Source organism: Citrobacter sp. Cc139, assembly GCF_030334645.1.
Taxonomy (GTDB): Bacteria; Pseudomonadota; Gammaproteobacteria; order Enterobacterales; family Enterobacteriaceae; genus Citrobacter; species Citrobacter werkmanii.
Window position 1 is genome coordinate 215,176 of record NZ_JAOWDM010000076.1, and the last position, 18,186, is coordinate 233,361.

The window sequence follows — 18,186 nt, forward strand, 5'->3', positions numbered from 1 at the left end:
ATGATGGAAAATTATAAACATACAACGGTGTTGCTGGATGAGGCCGTCAACGGCCTGAATATTCGTCCAGACGGCATCTACATTGACGGGACATTTGGTCGCGGTGGTCATTCACGTCTGATCCTCTCCCAGCTTGGCGAAGAGGGACGTTTACTGGCTATCGATCGCGATCCGCAGGCTATTGCCGTTGCACAGACGATTACCGATCCCCGTTTCTCCATCGTTCATGGACCATTCTCTGCGCTGGCTGACTATGTCGCCGAGCGCGGACTTACCGGTAAGATCGACGGGATTCTTCTCGATCTTGGCGTTTCTTCACCGCAGCTTGATGATGCGGAGCGCGGTTTCTCGTTTATGCGTGACGGTCCGTTGGATATGCGTATGGATCCAACACGCGGTCAGTCCGCAGCCGAATGGCTGCAAACCGCCGATGAAGCGGACATTGCCTGGGTGATTAAAACCTTTGGCGAGGAGCGCTTTGGTAAACGCATTGCTCGCGCCATCGTCGAGCGCAATCGCATCGAACCGATGACCCGCACCAAAGAGCTGGCGGAAGTGATTGCGGCGGCAATGCCGGTGAAAGACAAATTCAAACATCCCGCGACCCGTACCTTCCAGGCGGTGCGCATCTGGGTGAACAGTGAACTGGAGGAGATAGAGCAGGCGCTAAAAAGCTCGCTCAGCGTGCTGGCACCAGGTGGTCGCCTTTCGATTATCAGTTTCCATTCGCTTGAAGACCGTATTGTGAAACGCTTTATGCGCGAACAAAGCCGTGGTCCTCAGGTTCCGGCTGGAATACCGATGACGGAAGCGCAGATCAAAAAGCTGGGCGGCCGTGAGTTAAGAGCACTAGGCAAGATGATGCCGGGTGAAGAAGAGGTAGCTGAAAATCCTCGTGCCCGTAGTTCAGTTCTGCGTATTGCAGAGAGGACGAACGCATGATCAGCAGCGTGACAGAAGCCCTTAGCAAAGTTAAAGGATCGATAGGAAGCAACGAGCGCCATGCCTTGCCTGGCGTGATCGGTGACGATCTTTTGCGGTATGGGAAGCTGCCACTCTGCCTGTTCATTTGCATTATTTTGACGGCGGTTACCGTCGTGACAACAGCCCACCATACGCGGTTACTGACCGCGCAGCGTGAGCAGTTGGTTCTGGAGCGAGATGCGTTGGATATCGAATGGCGCAACTTGATCCTTGAGGAGAACGCGCTCGGCGACCATAGCCGTGTTGAACGGATCGCAACGGAAAAGCTGCAAATGCAGCATGTTGATCCCTCACAAGAAAATATTGTAGTACAAAAATAAGGATAAACGCGACGCATGAAAGCAGCGGCAAAAACGCACAAACCAAAACGCCAGGAAGAACAAGCCAACTTTGTCAGTTGGCGTTTTGCGTTACTGTGCGGCTGTATTTTGCTGGCACTGGGTTTCCTGCTGGGACGCGTCGCCTGGCTGCAAATCATCGCGCCGGATATGCTGGTGCGTCAGGGCGACATGCGCTCCCTGCGCGTACAGGAAGTCTCTACATCGCGCGGGATGATTACCGACCGTTCGGGCCGTCCGCTGGCGGTGAGTGTTCCGGTGAAGGCGATTTGGGCCGACCCGAAAGAGGTGCATGACGCAGGCGGCGTGAGCGTTGGTGAACGCTGGAGAGCACTGTCGACCGCGCTTAATCTCCCGCTCGACCAGCTGGCTTCCCGTATTAACGCCAACCCGAAAGGGCGCTTTATCTATCTGGCGCGTCAGGTTAACCCTGACATGGCCGACTACATCAAAAAACTCAAGCTGCCAGGCATTCACCTGCGTGAAGAATCCCGTCGTTACTATCCTTCCGGAGAAGTGACCGCTCACCTCATTGGCTTTACTAACGTTGATAGCCAGGGGATTGAAGGCGTTGAGAAGAGCTTCGATAAGTGGCTCACCGGACAGCCGGGCGAACGTATCGTACGTAAAGATCGCTATGGCCGCGTAATTGAAGATATCTCCTCTACCGACAGCCAGGCGGCGCACAACCTTGCGCTGAGCATTGATGAGCGTTTACAGGCGCTGGTCTACCGTGAACTGAATAATGCCGTCGCGTTCAACAAAGCGGAATCCGGCAGCGCCGTGCTGGTAGATGTCAACACCGGTGAAGTGCTGGCGATGGCGAACAGCCCGTCCTACAACCCCAATAATCTCTCCGGTACGCAAAAAGATGTCATGCGTAACCGTACCATTACCGACGTGTTTGAACCGGGTTCTACCGTCAAACCAATGGTGATAATGACGGCGCTGCAGCGTGGAGTGGTACGCGAAAATACCGTACTCAATACGATTCCTTACCGAATTAATGGTCACGAAATCAAAGACGTGGCGCGTTATAGCGAATTGACCCTTACCGGGGTTTTGCAGAAGTCGAGTAACGTCGGTGTTTCTAAGCTGGCGTTAGCGATGCCGTCCTCAGCGTTAGTAGATACTTACTCACGTTTTGGGCTGGGAAAAGCGACCAATTTGGGGTTGGTCGGAGAACGCAGTGGCTTATTTCCTCAAAAACAACGGTGGTCTGACATAGAGAGGGCCACCTTCTCTTTCGGCTATGGGCTAATGGTAACCCCGTTACAGTTAGCGCGAGTCTACGCAACGATCGGCAGCTATGGCGTTTATCGCCCGCTGTCGATTACCAAAGTTGACCCTCCAGTCCCGGGCGAGCGTATTTTCCCGGAAGCGACCGTTCGTACCGTGGTGCACATGATGGAAAGCGTGGCGCTGCCCGGTGGCGGCGGCGTGAAGGCGGCGATTAAAGGCTATCGCATCGCCATCAAAACCGGTACGGCGAAAAAAGTAGGGCCGGATGGTCGCTACATCAACAAATACATTGCTTATACCGCAGGCGTTGCGCCTGCGAGTCAGCCGCGCTTCGCGCTGGTTGTTGTTATCAACGATCCGCAGGCGGGTAAATACTACGGTGGCGCTGTTTCCGCGCCGGTCTTCGGTGCCATCATGGGCGGCGTACTGCGTACCATGAACATCGAACCGGATGCGCTGGCAACGGGCGATAAAAGTGAATTTGTGAATAATCAAGGCGAGGCAACAGGTGGCAGATCGTAATTTGCGCGACCTTCTTGCTCCATGGGTGCCGGGTGCACCGGAGCGAGTACTGCGGGAGATGACGCTCGACAGCCGTGTGGCTGCATCGGGCGATCTCTTTGTCGCAATATTGGGTCATCAGGCGGACGGGCGTCGGTATATCCCGCAGGCGATAGCGCAAGGTGTGGCTGCCATTATTGCAGAAGCAAAAGATGAAGCGACTGATGGTGAAATCCGTGAAATGCACGGCGTTCCGGTTATCTATCTCAGCCAGCTTAATGAGCGTTTATCTGCACTGGCGGGCCGTTTTTACCACGAGCCTTCTGAAAAAATGCGTCTGGTTGGCGTGACCGGGACCAACGGTAAAACGACCACTACTCAATTGCTGGCGCAGTGGAGCCAACTGCTGGGTGAAACCAGCGCGGTGATGGGAACCGTTGGCAATGGTCTGTTGGGCAAAGTGATCCCGACAGAAAATACCACCGGTTCAGCCGTTGATGTCCAGCATGTGCTGGCGGGACTGGTTGCACAGGGCGCCACGGTTGGCGCGATGGAAGTCTCTTCCCACGGTCTGGTTCAGCATCGCGTCGCGGCGCTGAAGTTTGCCGCATCAGTGTTTACTAACTTAAGCCGTGACCATCTCGACTACCACGGTGACATGGAACATTACGAAGCCGCGAAATGGCTGCTGTACTCTACGCACCATTGCGGTCAGGCCATCGTCAATGCGGATGATGAGGTCGGTCGTCGCTGGCTGGCCAAACTTCCGGATGCGGTGGCTGTTTCGATGGAAGACCACATCAACCCGAACTGTCATGGTCGTTGGTTAAAAGCCGTTGAGGTGAAGTATCACGACAGCGGGGCAACGATTCGCTTTACCTCCTCATGGGGGGAAGGCGAAATTGAAAGCCGCCTGATGGGCGCGTTTAACGTCAGCAATCTGCTGCTGGCGCTGGCAACGCTGCTGGCGCTGGGATATCCGTTAGCTGATTTACTAAAAACAGCGACACAATTGCAACCGGTTTGCGGGCGCATGGAAGTATTCAGCGCGCCGGGCAAAACCACCGTGGTGGTTGATTATGCCCATACGCCGGATGCGCTGGAAAAAGCGCTGCAGGCGGCGCGTCTGCACTGTACCGGCAAACTGTGGTGCGTCTTTGGCTGCGGTGGCGATCGCGACAAAGGCAAACGTCCGCTGATGGGCGCGATTGCCGAACAATTTGCTGATGTGGTCGTGGTGACCGATGACAACCCGCGTACCGAAGAACCGCGCGCCATCATCAACGACATTCTGGCGGGGATGCTGGATGCCGGACAGGCGAAGGTGATGGAAGGTCGCGCCGAAGCAGTGACTAACGCCATCATGCAGGCGAAAGAAAACGACGTGGTGCTGGTGGCCGGGAAAGGGCACGAAGACTACCAGATCGTTGGTTCACAGCGTCTCGACTATTCTGACCGCGTCACGGCAGCGCGTCTGCTGGGGGTGATCGCATGATTAGCGTAACGCTCAGTCAACTGGCGGAGATCCTCCGTGGCGAACTAAAAGGGGGCGACCTGACCCTCGATGCAGTGACAACCGATACGCGTAAAGTGACGCCGGGATGCCTGTTTGTGGCGCTGAAAGGCGAACGCTTTGATGCCCACGATTTTGCCAACAAGGCGAAAGACGGGGGAGCAGGCGCGCTGTTAGTCAGCCGTCCACTCAATATTGATTTACCGCAGGTTATTGTAAAAGACACCCGTCTGGCGTTCGGCGAACTGGCAGCGTGGGTTCGCGCCCAGGTTCCGGCGCGCGTGGTCGCGCTAACCGGCTCATCCGGCAAAACGTCTGTTAAAGAGATGACGGCATCCATTCTGAGCAAGTGTGGCAACACCCTATACACCGCGGGCAATCTGAACAACGACATCGGTGTACCGATGACGTTGCTGCGCTTAAACAACGATTACGACTATGCCGTGATTGAGCTCGGCGCCAATCATCAGGGCGAAATCGCCTGGACCGTTGGCCTGACGCGTCCGGAAGCGGCGCTGGTGAACAATCTTGCTGCTGCGCATCTGGAGGGTTTCGGCTCTCTTGCGGGCGTTGCGAAGGCTAAAGGTGAGATTTTTGGCGGTCTGTCAGCGAATGGCATCGCCATCATGAACGCTGATAACAACGACTGGCTGAACTGGCAGAGCATCATTGGCGATCGCAAAGTCTGGCGCTTCTCCCCGAATGCGGCCAACAGCGATTTTTCGGCGGCTAACGTTCACGTGACCTCGCGCGGTACGGAGTTTTCGCTGCGCACGCCAACCGGAAGCATTGATGTTCTGCTGCCGTTGCCGGGTCGTCACAACATTGCCAACGCCCTGGCGGCGGCCGCGCTCTCTATGGCGGTAGGCGCGACGCCTGAGGCGATCAAAGCGGGCCTGAAGGATCTGCAAGCGGTACCGGGGCGTCTGTTCCCGATTCAACTGGCAGAAAATCAGCTGCTGCTGGACGACTCCTACAACGCTAACGTCGGCTCGATGACCGCAGCGGTACAGGTGCTGTCCGAAATGCCGGGCTACCGCGTGCTGGTGGTGGGCGATATGGCAGAGCTTGGCGCGGAAAGCGAAGCATGTCACGTACAGGTAGGTGTTGCTGCGAAAAACGCGGGCATCGACCGTGTACTGAGTACAGGGAAACTGAGTCAGGCAATTAGCGACGCCAGCGGCGTTGGTGAGCATTTTGCGGATAAAACCGCGCTGGTCGCTCATCTCAAGGCGCTGATTGCGGAACATCAGATCATGACGATTTTAGTGAAGGGTTCACGTAGTGCCGCCATGGAAGAGGTAGTACGCGCATTACAGGAGAATGGGACATGTTAGTTTGGCTGGCCGAACATTTGGTCAAATATTATTCCGGCTTTAACGTCTTTTCCTATCTGACGTTTCGCGCCATCGTCAGCCTGCTGACCGCGCTGTTCATCTCTTTGTGGATGGGCCCGCGCATGATCGCCCGCCTGCAAAAAATGTCCTTTGGACAGGTCGTACGTAACGACGGCCCGGAATCACATTTTAGTAAACGCGGTACGCCGACCATGGGCGGGATTATGATCCTCACCGCGATTGTTATCTCCGTGCTCCTGTGGGCATACCCGTCGAACCCATACGTCTGGTGCGTGCTGGTGGTATTGGTCGGTTACGGGATTATTGGTTTTGTCGATGACTACCGCAAAGTGGTACGCAAAGACACTAAAGGTCTGATCGCGCGCTGGAAATATTTTTGGATGTCGGTGATTGCGCTGGGCGTAGCCTTTGCGCTGTACCTGGCGGGGAAAGATACCCCGGCGACCGAACTGGTCGTGCCGTTCTTTAAAGACGTGATGCCGCAACTGGGACTGTTCTACGTCCTGCTGGCGTACTTCGTCATTGTGGGCACCGGTAACGCGGTCAACCTCACCGATGGTCTGGATGGCCTGGCGATTATGCCGACCGTGTTCGTGGCTGCGGGTTTTGCGCTGGTGGCATGGGCGACCGGGAACATGAACTTCGCTAACTATCTGCACATTCCGTATTTACGCCATGCCGGCGAACTGGTGATCGTCTGTACGGCGATTGTCGGCGCGGGGTTAGGCTTCCTGTGGTTTAACACCTATCCGGCGCAGGTCTTTATGGGCGACGTCGGATCGCTGGCGCTGGGCGGCGCGCTGGGCATTATTGCCGTGCTGCTGCGTCAGGAGTTCCTGCTGGTGATCATGGGCGGCGTATTCGTCGTAGAAACGCTGTCGGTCATTCTGCAGGTCGGTTCCTTTAAGCTGCGCGGACAGCGCATCTTCCGTATGGCGCCGATTCACCACCACTATGAACTGAAAGGCTGGCCGGAACCGCGCGTGATTGTGCGCTTCTGGATTATTTCGCTGATGCTGGTGCTGATTGGCCTGGCAACGCTGAAGGTACGTTAATCATGGCTGATTACCAGGGTAAAAAAGTCGTCATTATCGGTCTGGGTTTGACCGGGCTGTCCTGCGTGGATTTCTTCCTGGCGCGTGGCGTGACGCCGCGCGTGATGGATACCCGCGCGACGCCGCCGGGCCTGGATAAATTACCGGAAGCGGTTGAGCGTCATGTTGGCAGCCTGAATGATGACTGGCTGCTGGACGCCGATCTCATCGTCGCCAGCCCTGGTATTGCCCTGGCGCACCCTTCACTGAGCGCCGCCGCCGATGCGGGGATTGAAATTGTCGGGGACATCGAGCTGTTCTGTCGCGAAGCACAGGCGCCGATCGTCGCGATCACCGGCTCTAACGGTAAGAGCACGGTTACCACGCTGGTTGGCGAAATGGCAAAAGCAGCAGGCGTTAACGTCGGCGTAGGCGGTAACATTGGCCTGCCAGCACTGATGTTACTGGATGCCGAGCGTGAGCTATATGTGCTTGAGCTATCCAGCTTCCAGCTTGAAACGACCTCCAGCTTACAGGCCGTAGCCGCCACCATTTTGAATGTCACCGAAGATCATATGGACAGGTATCCGTTTGGCTTGCAGCAGTATCGTGCGGCCAAATTGCGCGTTTATGAGAATGCGAAAGTCTGCGTGGTCAATGCGGATGATGCGCTGACCATGCCGGTTCGTGGCGCAGATGAGCGTTGTGTGAGCTTCGGTGTCAACATGGGGGACTATCACCTTAATCGTCAGCAGGGCGAAACCTGGCTGCGGGTGAAGGGTGAAAAAGTTCTCAACGTGAAAGAGATGACGCTTAGCGGCCAGCATAACTATACCAACGCTCTGGCAGCGCTGGCGCTGGCTGATGCTGCGGGTCTGCCGCGGGCGTCAAGCCTGAAAGCGCTGACCACCTTTACCGGACTGGCGCATCGTTTCCAGTTGGTACTGAATCATAACGGTGTGCGTTGGATCAACGATTCAAAAGCGACCAACGTCGGCAGTACCGAAGCAGCGCTCAATGGCCTGCATGTTGACGGTACGTTGCACCTGCTGCTGGGCGGCGACGGGAAATCCGCTGACTTTATGCCGCTGCAACGTTACCTCACCGGCGACAATATCCGTCTGTACTGCTTTGGCCGTGATGGCGCGCAGCTTGCGGTGCTGCGACCTGAGGTTGCCGAACAAACCGAAACCATGGAGCAGGCAATGCGTCTGCTCGCGCCGCGCGTGAAGCCGGGTGATATGGTGCTGCTGTCGCCAGCGTGTGCCAGCCTCGATCAGTTCAAGAACTTTGAGCAACGCGGTGACGTCTTTACGCGTCTGGCGAAGGAGTTGGGTTGATGCGTTTATCTCTCCCTCGCCTGAGAATGCCGCGCTTACCGGGACTGGGTGTCCTGGCGTGGATCTTCGCGGCACTCAAAGGTTGGGTGATGGCTTCGCGCGATAAAGACGCGGACAGCCTGATCATGTATGACCGCATGCTGCTGTGGCTGACCTTCGGTCTGGCGGCAATTGGTTTCATCATGGTGACATCGGCATCAATGCCGGTAGGACAACGTCTGGCGGGCGACCCCTTCCTGTTTGCTAAACGTGACGCGCTGTACATCTTCCTGGCGTTCTGTTTGGCGATGGTCACGCTGCGTCTGCCGATGGCGTTCTGGCAGAAGTACAGCACTACGATGCTCATCGCCTCGATCATCATGCTGCTGATCGTGTTGGTGGTGGGGAGCTCCGTTAACGGGGCATCGCGCTGGATTGCTCTGGGGCCGCTGCGTATTCAGCCTGCGGAATTTACCAAGCTGTCGCTGTTCTGTTATCTCGCCAACTACCTGGTACGCAAGGTGGATGAAGTGCGAAACAACCTGCGCGGCTTCCTGAAACCGATGGGCGTGATCCTGGTGCTGGCCGTATTACTGCTGGCGCAGCCTGACCTCGGTACGGTAGTGGTGCTGTTTGTCACCACGCTGGCGATGCTGTTTCTTGCCGGGGCTAAATTGTGGCAGTTCATTGCGATTATCGGCATGGGGATATCGGCGGTCGTGCTGCTGATCCTTGCCGAACCGTATCGTATTCGTCGCGTAACCTCTTTCTGGAATCCATGGGAAGATCCGTTCGGCAGCGGATACCAGTTGACGCAATCGCTAATGGCGTTTGGCCGTGGTGAGGTTTGGGGGCAAGGGTTAGGCAACTCAGTCCAAAAACTGGAGTATTTACCGGAAGCGCACACCGACTTCATCTTCGCCATCATTGGGGAAGAACTGGGTTATATCGGTGTGGTATTGGCACTTTTAATAGTATTCTTCGTCGCTTTTCGCGCGATGTCGATTGGCCGTAAAGCGCTGGAAATTGACCACCGTTTTTCAGGCTTTTTAGCCTGCTCCATCGGGATCTGGTTTAGCTTCCAGGCGTTAGTAAACGTCGGCGCGGCGGCAGGTATGCTGCCAACCAAAGGCCTGACGCTGCCGCTTATTAGTTATGGTGGTTCCAGTTTGTTGATAATGTCGACGGCCATCATGTTTTTGTTACGTATTGATTATGAAACGCGTCTGGAAAAAGCCCAGGCGTTTACACGAGGTGCACGATGAGTGGTCAACCGAAGCGGTTAATGGTGATGGCAGGCGGTACCGGCGGGCATGTGTTCCCGGGACTGGCGGTCGCGCACCATTTAATGGCCCAGGGCTGGCAGGTTCGTTGGCTGGGCACCGCCGATCGTATGGAAGCGGACTTAGTGCCGAAGCATGGCATTGAAATTGACTTTATTCGCATCTCCGGTCTGCGTGGCAAAGGCGTTAACGCACTGCTTGCTGCACCCGTGCGTATTTTTAACGCCTGGCGTCAGGCGCGCGCCATCATGAAGCAATTCAAGCCTGATGTGGTGCTCGGTATGGGCGGCTACGTGTCAGGTCCTGGCGGCTTGGCCGCATGGTCATTAGGTATTCCGGTCGTACTGCATGAGCAGAACGGCATTGCGGGATTAACCAATAAATGGCTGGCAAAAATTGCAACGAAGGTTATGCAGGCTTTCCCCGGCGCTTTCCCGAATGCGGAAGTGGTCGGGAACCCGGTACGCACGGACGTGCTGGCGCTGCCATTACCCGAAGCGCGTCTGGCTGGACGTGAAGGCCCGGTTCGTGTGCTGGTGGTCGGTGGTTCTCAGGGCGCGCGCGTTCTCAACCAGACGATGCCGCAGGTTGCCGCAAAGCTTGGCGAGGCGGTGACTATCTGGCACCAGAGCGGTAAAGGTGCGCAACAAACCGTTGAACACGCTTATGCCGAGGTCGGACAACCGCAGCATAAGGTCACTGAGTTTATTGATGATATGGCCGCCGCTTATGCATGGGCGGATGTTGTAGTGTGCCGTTCCGGCGCGCTGACGGTGAGTGAGATTGCCGCCGCAGGCTTACCTGCGCTGTTTGTGCCGTTCCAGCACAAAGACAGACAGCAGTACTGGAATGCGTTGCCGCTGGAAAAAGCGGGCGCCGCCAAAATTTTAGAGCAACCACAGTTTACTGTGGATGCCGTCGCCAGCACCCTTGCCGGGTGGTCGCGAGAAACTTTATTAACCATGGCAGAACGTGCGCGCGCCGCATCCATACCGGATGCCACCGAACGCGTTGCAAATGAAGTGAGCCGGGCTGCCCGGGCGTAATTGTGGTGATGCCTTTTGCATCGCATGAACTAAGAAGTTAATGGCTAAAGAATGAATACACAACAACTGGCAAAACTGCGTTCCATCGTGCCCGAAATGCGTCGCGTTCGGCACATTCACTTTGTCGGCATCGGTGGTGCTGGTATGGGCGGTATTGCCGAAGTTTTGGCCAATGAAGGTTATCAGATCAGCGGTTCTGACTTAGCGCCAAATCCGGTGACGCAGCAGTTGACGAATCTCGGCGCCACGATTTTCTTCAACCATCGTCCGGAAAACGTACGCGATGCGAGCGTGGTAGTGGTCTCCAGCGCCATTTCTGCGGATAACCCGGAAATTGTTGCGGCGCATGAAGCGCGCATTCCGGTGATCCGTCGCGCTGAAATGCTGGCGGAGTTAATGCGTTTTCGTCACGGCATCGCCATTGCCGGGACGCACGGTAAAACCACGACCACGGCGATGGTCTCCAGTATTTACGCGGAAGCGGGGCTGGATCCGACCTTTGTTAACGGTGGTCTGGTGAAGGCCGCAGGTGTTCATGCACGTCTGGGTCATAGCCGTTATTTGATTGCCGAAGCGGACGAGAGCGACGCGTCGTTCCTGCATTTGCAGCCGATGGTGGCGATTGTCACCAATATCGAAGCCGACCATATGGATACCTACCATGGCGACTTCGAAAATTTAAAGCAGACGTTTATTAATTTCCTGCATAACTTGCCGTTTTATGGTCGTGCGGTGATGTGCGTTGACGATCCAGTGATCCGCGAACTGCTACCGCGAGTTGGCCGTCAAACCACAACCTATGGTTTCAGTGATGATGCCGATGTACGCGTTGAAGATTACCAGCAGATCGGCCCGCAGGGTCACTTCACCCTGGTGCGTCAGGGGATGGCCGAACTACACGTAACGTTGAACGCGCCGGGCCGTCACAATGCGCTGAACGCCGCGGCTGCGGTGGCGGTCGCAACGGAAGAAGGTATTGAAGACGACGCGATCCTGCGCGCGCTGGAAAGTTTCCAGGGGACCGGACGCCGTTTTGACTTCCTCGGCGAATTCCCGCTTGAGCCGGTTAACGGTAAAGCCGGGACCGCGATGCTGGTTGATGATTACGGCCATCATCCAACGGAAGTGGATGCCACGATTAAAGCCGCGCGCGCAGGCTGGCCGGACAAAAATCTGGTGATGCTGTTCCAGCCGCATCGGTATACGCGTACGCGCGATTTGTACGATGACTTTGCCAACGTGCTGACTCAGGTTGATGCGCTGTTGATGCTGGATGTATACGCCGCGGGCGAAGCCGCCATTCCAGGCGCTGACAGCCGCTCGCTGTGCCGTACTATTCGTGGTCGCGGTAAGATCGATCCTATTCTGGTATCCGATCCGGCCCAGGTGGCAGAAATGTTGGCACCGGTATTAACCGGCAACGATCTGATTTTGGTGCAAGGCGCTGGAAATATCGGCAAAATTGCGCGTTCCTTAGCTGAAATCAAACTGAAGCCGCAAAATCCGGAGGAAGAACAACATGGCTGATAAAATCGCGGTCCTGTCAGGGGGCACCTCCGCAGAACGAGACGTGTCGCTGAACTCTGGCGCGGCTGTGCTCGCCGGGTTGCGTGAAGGCGGCGTGGATGCCCATCCGGTTGACCCTAAAGAGGTTGATGTCACTCTTCTGAAATCAATGGGTTTTCAGAAGGTGTTTATTGCGCTGCACGGCCGTGGCGGTGAAGATGGCACGTTGCAGGGCATGCTGGAGCAAATTGGCCTGCCTTATACCGGCAGCGGCGTCATGGCTTCCGCGATTTCGATGGACAAACTGCGCAGCAAGCTGCTGTGGCAGGGCGCAGGTTTACCCGTCGCGCCATGGGTTGCGTTGACCCGCGCTGAGTTCGAAAAAGGTCTTAGCGATGAGGTAGTTGCAAAAATTTCTGCGTTAGGTTTGCCGCTGATTGTGAAGCCAAGCCGTGAAGGTTCCAGCGTAGGGATGTCAAAAGTTGAAGAAGAAAATGCTTTGCAGGGTGCATTAGCATTGGCTTTTCAGCATGATGAAGAAGTACTGATTGAAAAATGGCTCAGTGGCCCGGAATTTACAGTTGCGATACTCGGCGAAGAAATTTTACCGTCAATACGTATCCAACCCGCGGGAACCTTCTATGATTATGAGGCGAAGTATCTCTCTGATGAGACACAATATTTCTGCCCTGCAGGTCTGGAAGTCGAGCAAGAGGCCCAATTACAGGATTTAGTCCTGAAAGCGTGGACCGCCTTAGGCTGTAAAGGTTGGGGGCGCATTGACGTCATGCTGGACAGCGATGGCCAGTTTTATCTGCTGGAAGCCAATACCTCTCCGGGTATGACCAGCCACAGCCTGGTGCCGATGGCGGCGCGTCAGGCGGGTCTGAGCTTCTCGCAGTTGGTGGTAAGAATTCTGGAGTTGGCGGACTGATATGTCGCAGGCTGCGCTGAACACGCGAAACGGTGATGAAGAAGAAGTAAACTCCTCACGCCGCAATAATGGAACGCGTCTTGCAGGAATACTGTTCCTGCTGACAGTGCTGTGCACCGTGTTTGTCAGCGGCTGGGTCGTGTTGGGATGGATGGAAGATGCGCAGCGTTTGCCGTTGTCAAAACTGGTGTTAACCGGCGAACGGCATTACACGCGCAATGATGATATCCGTCAGTCCATTCTGGCGCTGGGCGCGCCGGGAACCTTTATGACCCAGGATGTGAACATCATCCAGAGTCAGATTGAACGCCTCCCGTGGATTAAACAGGCGAGCGTCAGAAAGCAATGGCCTGATGAATTGAAGATTCATCTGGTTGAATATGTGCCAGTTGCGCGTTGGAATGACCAGCACATGGTGGATGCTGAAGGCAATACGTTCAGTGTCCCATCCGGTCGGGCCAATAAGCAGGTATTACCCATGTTGTACGGACCGGAAGGCAGCGCAAGTGAAGTGCTGCAAGGGTTCCGCGATATGGGGCAGGTGCTGGCTAAGGATAGATTCACCCTGAAGGAAGCGGCGATGACCGCGCGTCGTTCCTGGCAGTTGACGCTGAATAACGATATTAAGCTCAATCTGGGCAGGGGCGATACGATAAAACGTTTGGCTCGCTTTGTGGAACTCTACCCGGTTTTACAGCAGCAGGCGCAAACCGATGGCAAACGGATTAGCTACGTTGATTTGCGTTATGACTCAGGAGCGGCAGTAGGCTGGGTTCCCTTGCCTCCTGAGGAATCTAATCAGCAACAGAATCAGGCACAGGCAGAACAACAATGATCAAGGCGACGGACAGAAAACTGGTAGTTGGACTGGAGATTGGCACCGCGAAGGTAGCCGCTTTAGTAGGGGAAGTTCTGCCCGACGGTATGGTCAATATCATTGGCGTGGGCAGTTGCCCATCGCGAGGTATGGATAAAGGCGGGGTGAATGACCTTGAGTCAGTGGTGAAATGCGTACAGCGCGCCATTGACCAGGCTGAGCTGATGGCAGATTGCCAGATATCCTCGGTGTATCTGGCGCTTTCCGGCAAACACATTAGCTGTCAGAATGAAATTGGTATGGTGCCCATTTCCGAAGAGGAAGTGACGCAGGAAGATGTGGAAAACGTCGTACATACGGCAAAATCCGTACGCGTGCGCGATGAACATCGTGTTCTGCACGTTATTCCGCAGGAATACGCCATTGACTACCAGGAAGGTATCAAAAATCCGGTAGGTCTTTCCGGCGTACGTATGCAGGCAAAAGTGCATCTTATTACCTGCCACAACGACATGGCGAAGAATATTGTCAAAGCCGTTGAACGTTGTGGTCTGAAAGTTGACCAACTGATTTTCGCCGGACTGGCAGCCAGTTATTCCGTGTTGACGGAAGATGAACGTGAACTGGGTGTCTGCGTGGTAGATATTGGTGGTGGTACAATGGATATCGCCGTTTATACTGGCGGGGCGTTGCGCCATACCAAAGTGATCCCTTATGCAGGGAATGTGGTGACCAGCGATATCGCGTATGCCTTTGGTACGCCGCCGAGCGATGCTGAAGCCATCAAAGTACGTCATGGCTGCGCGCTGGGCTCCATCGTCGGTAAAGACGAGAGCGTTGAGGTGCCAAGCGTGGGCGGTCGTCCGCCGCGTAGCCTGCAGCGTCAGACTTTGGCAGAGGTCATTGAGCCGCGTTATACCGAGCTGCTCAACCTGGTCAACGAAGAAATTTTGCAATTACAAGAACAGCTTCGCCAGCAGGGGGTGAAACATCATCTGGCGGCGGGGATTGTGTTAACCGGTGGCGCAGCGCAAATTGAAGGTCTTGCAGCCTGCGCACAGCGCGTGTTCCATACGCAAGTCCGTATTGGCGCACCGCTGAATATTACCGGTCTGACGGATTATGCCCAGGAGCCGTATTATTCAACGGCGGTGGGGCTGCTTCACTACGGGAAAGAGTCCCATTTGAGTGGTGAGGCTGAAGTTGAAAAACGCGTAACGGCGTCAGTTGGCTCGTGGATTAAACGACTCAATAGCTGGCTGAGAAAAGAGTTTTAATTTTTAAAGAGACCGACGCACATTAAAGGTCTCAGGCGACAGGCACAACGGAGAGAGAAACTATGTTTGAACCTATGGAACTAACCAATGACGCGGTGATTAAAGTCATCGGCGTCGGCGGCGGCGGCGGTAATGCCGTTGAACACATGGTGCGCGAGCGCATCGAAGGTGTTGAATTCTTTGCGGTGAATACCGACGCTCAGGCGTTGCGTAAAACGGCGGTTGGACAGACCATTCAGATTGGTAGCGGCATCACCAAAGGTCTGGGCGCGGGTGCAAACCCGGAAGTCGGTCGTAATGCGGCAGACGAAGATCGTGAAGCTCTGCGTGCAGCGCTTGACGGTGCAGACATGGTGTTTATCGCAGCAGGAATGGGCGGCGGTACCGGAACCGGTGCTGCGCCAGTGGTTGCTGAAGTGGCAAAAGATTTAGGTATCCTGACCGTTGCTGTCGTGACTAAGCCTTTCAACTTTGAAGGCAAGAAGCGTATGGCATTCGCGGAGCAGGGTATCACCGAACTGTCCAAACACGTGGACTCTCTGATCACTATCCCGAACGACAAACTGCTGAAAGTGCTGGGCCGTGGTATCTCCCTGCTGGATGCGTTTGGCGCAGCGAACGACGTGCTGAAAGGCGCAGTCCAGGGTATCGCTGAACTGATCACTCGTCCGGGCCTAATGAACGTCGACTTTGCAGACGTGCGCACCGTGATGTCCGAAATGGGCTACGCGATGATGGGCTCCGGCGTGGCAAGCGGTGAAGACCGTGCGGAAGAAGCGGCTGAAATGGCTATCTCTTCCCCGCTGCTGGAAGATATCGATCTGTCTGGCGCGCGCGGCGTGCTGGTCAACATTACTGCGGGCTTCGACCTGCGTCTGGATGAATTCGAAACCGTCGGTAACACCATCCGTGCCTTTGCATCGGATAACGCGACCGTGGTTATTGGTACCTCTCTGGACCCGGATATGAACGACGAACTGCGCGTGACCGTTGTTGCGACTGGAATTGGTATGGACAAGCGTCCTGAAATCACTCTGGTAACCAACAAGCAGGTCCAGCAGCCGGTAATGGATCGTTACCAGCAGCACGGTATGGCGCCGTTGACGCAAGAGCAAAAACCGGTTGCGAAAGTGGTTAACGACAATACGCCGCAAACCACCAAAGAGCCGGATTATCTGGATATCCCTGCGTTCCTGCGTAAGCAAGCTGATTAAGAATTAGCTGGAATTTGGGAATTGTGGCTCTTTGTGCTAAACTGGCCCACCGAATGTATAGTACACTTCGGTTGGATAGGTAATTTGGCGAGATTATACGATGATCAAACAAAGGACTCTTAAACGTATCGTTCAGGCGACTGGCGTCGGTTTGCATACCGGCAAAAAAGTCACCCTGACATTACGCCCTGCGCCGGCCAACACCGGGGTCATCTATCGTCGCACCGACTTGAATCCTCCGGTAGATTTCCCGGCCGATGCCAAATCTGTGCGTGATACCATGCTCTGTACGTGTCTGGTCAACGAGCATGATGTACGGATTTCAACCGTTGAGCACCTTAACGCTGCTCTGGCGGGCTTAGGTATCGATAACATCGTTATTGAAGTTAACGCCCCGGAAATCCCGATTATGGATGGCAGTGCCGCTCCGTTCGTTTATCTGCTGCTTGATGCGGGTATTGAAGAACTGAGCAGCGCCAAAAAATTTGTTCGCATCAAAGAGACCGTTCGTGTCGAAGATGGCGATAAGTGGGCTGAGTTTAAGCCGTACAATGGTTTTACGTTGGATTTCACCATCGACTTTAACCATCCGGCAATCGACTCCAGCACGCAGCGCTACGCGATGAACTTCTCTGCGGATGCGTTCATGCGCCAGATCAGCCGCGCGCGTACTTTCGGCTTCATGCGTGATATCGAATATCTGCAGTCCCGCGGCCTGTGCCTGGGCGGCAGCTTCGATTGTGCCATCGTTGTTGACGATTATCGCGTATTGAACGAAGACGGCCTGCGTTTTGAAGACGAATTCGTTCGTCACAAAATGCTCGACGCGATTGGTGACTTGTTCATGTGTGGTCACAACATTATTGGTGCATTCACCGCGTATAAATCCGGTCATGCATTGAATAACAAATTGTTGCAGGCGGTCCTGGCGAAACAGGAAGCCTGGGAATATGTGACCTTCCAGGACGATGCAGAACTGCCGCTGGCGTTCAAAGCACCTTCGACCGTACTGGCATAACGACATACGCTGTCGCATAAATTCGACTGGTTAATCTGGCACTCTCTCCGGCCAGGTGAACCAGTCGTTTTTTTATTTTCCGATTGCAAACCACCTTCCCTGAAGCGACTTTCTCCCCACCGGCAGAGTAAAATAGCGTTCGATCGCTGCTTTCTTAAGCATATTTACCCGCGACTTGCGTCATTACTGCTGTGGTGCGAACGCATTAATGGTAATATTTGTGCGCAAAAAATGGTTTTGCATATGTAACCCCAAACGCAGGGTATATCAGGTGGCAATAACGTGAGTGGAATACTGACGCGCTGGCGACAGTTAGGCAGACGGTACTTCTGGCCGCATCTCCTGTTGGGGATGGTCGCGGCTAGTTTTGGCCTGCCCGCGCTCGGTAATGCTGCTGAACCTAATACCCCCGCGAAGGCGACCGCCAGCAATCACGATCAAGGCGCTAAAGTTAACTTTAACCAGCTTGCTTTGCTGGAAGCGACCAATCGCCGCCCGAATTTTACCGTCGACTACTGGCATCAGCATGCTATTCGTACGGTTATTCGCCATCTTTCTTTTGCTATGGCTCCTCAGGCGCTGCCCGTTGCCGAAGAGCCGTTGCCAATCCAGGCGCACCATCTTGCGTTATTGAATACGCTCAGCGCGATGCTGACGCAAGAAGGCAGACCGCCAGCGACCGTGAGTCGCGTGACATACTCCCACTTTACCTCTCTGGCCGCGTTTAGCGTTCCGGTCTGGATCAGCCAGCTGCAGGGCATCCGCGCTGGCCCTCAACGCCTCAGCTAAAAAAGAACCTTCC

Annotated in this window: 16 protein-coding genes; all 16 read left to right on the forward strand. The window is 55.1% G+C overall.

The features are described from left to right. Complete coding sequence (gene rsmH / locus OGV69_RS10625; RefSeq protein ID WP_042312345.1) at positions 1 to 942, forward strand: 16S rRNA (cytosine(1402)-N(4))-methyltransferase RsmH; 942 nt, start codon at positions 1 to 3, stop codon at positions 940 to 942. After that, on the forward strand, positions 939 to 1,304 hold the full coding sequence (ftsL, locus tag OGV69_RS10630; RefSeq protein WP_069324060.1) for a cell division protein FtsL: 366 nt from the start codon (positions 939 to 941) through the stop codon (positions 1,302 to 1,304). The genes rsmH and ftsL overlap by 4 nt, the downstream gene beginning before the upstream one ends. 15 nt (positions 1,305 to 1,319) lie before the next feature. Next, positions 1,320 to 3,086, forward strand: coding sequence for a peptidoglycan glycosyltransferase FtsI (gene ftsI / locus OGV69_RS10635; RefSeq protein ID WP_069324059.1), 1,767 nt, complete (start codon positions 1,320 to 1,322; stop codon positions 3,084 to 3,086). Then, the gene (gene murE, locus OGV69_RS10640; RefSeq protein WP_069324058.1) at positions 3,073 to 4,560 is read left to right on the forward strand and encodes a UDP-N-acetylmuramoyl-L-alanyl-D-glutamate--2,6-diaminopimelate ligase; all 1,488 of its coding nucleotides are present in this window, start codon (positions 3,073 to 3,075) and stop codon (positions 4,558 to 4,560) included. The genes ftsI and murE overlap by 14 nt, the downstream gene beginning before the upstream one ends. After that, entirely contained in the window at positions 4,557 to 5,915 is a 1,359-nt protein-coding gene (murF, locus tag OGV69_RS10645; RefSeq protein WP_069324057.1) for a UDP-N-acetylmuramoyl-tripeptide--D-alanyl-D-alanine ligase, read from the forward strand. The genes murE and murF overlap by 4 nt, the downstream gene beginning before the upstream one ends. Next, positions 5,909 to 6,991, forward strand: a complete 1,083-nt coding sequence (gene mraY / locus OGV69_RS10650; protein ID WP_016151694.1) for a phospho-N-acetylmuramoyl-pentapeptide-transferase — start codon at positions 5,909 to 5,911, stop codon at positions 6,989 to 6,991. The genes murF and mraY overlap by 7 nt, the downstream gene beginning before the upstream one ends. Before the next feature lie 2 nt (positions 6,992 to 6,993). Further along, positions 6,994 to 8,310, forward strand: a complete 1,317-nt coding sequence (murD, locus tag OGV69_RS10655; RefSeq protein WP_038637211.1) for a UDP-N-acetylmuramoyl-L-alanine--D-glutamate ligase — start codon at positions 6,994 to 6,996, stop codon at positions 8,308 to 8,310. Then, complete coding sequence (gene ftsW / locus OGV69_RS10660; protein ID WP_069324056.1) at positions 8,310 to 9,554, forward strand: cell division protein FtsW; 1,245 nt, start codon at positions 8,310 to 8,312, stop codon at positions 9,552 to 9,554. Before murD ends, ftsW begins: the two co-directional genes overlap by 1 nt. Next, positions 9,551 to 10,618 carry an undecaprenyldiphospho-muramoylpentapeptide beta-N-acetylglucosaminyltransferase gene (gene murG / locus OGV69_RS10665; protein ID WP_038637216.1) on the forward strand — a complete coding sequence of 356 codons (1,068 nt, stop codon included), beginning with the start codon at positions 9,551 to 9,553 and terminating at the stop codon, positions 10,616 to 10,618. Before ftsW ends, murG begins: the two co-directional genes overlap by 4 nt. 51 nt (positions 10,619 to 10,669) lie before the next feature. After that, entirely contained in the window at positions 10,670 to 12,145 is a 1,476-nt protein-coding gene (murC, locus tag OGV69_RS10670) for a UDP-N-acetylmuramate--L-alanine ligase (protein WP_038637219.1), read from the forward strand. Continuing rightward, positions 12,138 to 13,058, forward strand: a complete 921-nt coding sequence (locus tag OGV69_RS10675; protein WP_069324055.1) for a D-alanine--D-alanine ligase — start codon at positions 12,138 to 12,140, stop codon at positions 13,056 to 13,058. Before murC ends, OGV69_RS10675 begins: the two co-directional genes overlap by 8 nt. Position 13,059: 1 nt before the next feature. Then, positions 13,060 to 13,893, forward strand: coding sequence for a cell division protein FtsQ (gene ftsQ, locus OGV69_RS10680; protein ID WP_069324054.1), 834 nt, complete (start codon positions 13,060 to 13,062; stop codon positions 13,891 to 13,893). Beyond that, entirely contained in the window at positions 13,890 to 15,152 is a 1,263-nt protein-coding gene (ftsA, locus tag OGV69_RS10685) for a cell division protein FtsA (protein ID WP_003018755.1), read from the forward strand. Before ftsQ ends, ftsA begins: the two co-directional genes overlap by 4 nt. Positions 15,153 to 15,214: 62 nt before the next feature. Further along, positions 15,215 to 16,366, forward strand: a complete 1,152-nt coding sequence (ftsZ, locus tag OGV69_RS10690) for a cell division protein FtsZ (protein WP_003018753.1) — start codon at positions 15,215 to 15,217, stop codon at positions 16,364 to 16,366. Positions 16,367 to 16,466: 100 nt separating this feature from the next. Beyond that, entirely contained in the window at positions 16,467 to 17,384 is a 918-nt protein-coding gene (gene lpxC, locus OGV69_RS10695; protein ID WP_006686706.1) for a UDP-3-O-acyl-N-acetylglucosamine deacetylase, read from the forward strand. A gap of 282 nt (positions 17,385 to 17,666) precedes the next feature. Further along, complete coding sequence (secM, locus tag OGV69_RS10700) at positions 17,667 to 18,173, forward strand: secA translation cis-regulator SecM (protein ID WP_069324053.1); 507 nt, start codon at positions 17,667 to 17,669, stop codon at positions 18,171 to 18,173. The last annotated feature ends 13 nt before the right edge of the window (positions 18,174 to 18,186 follow it).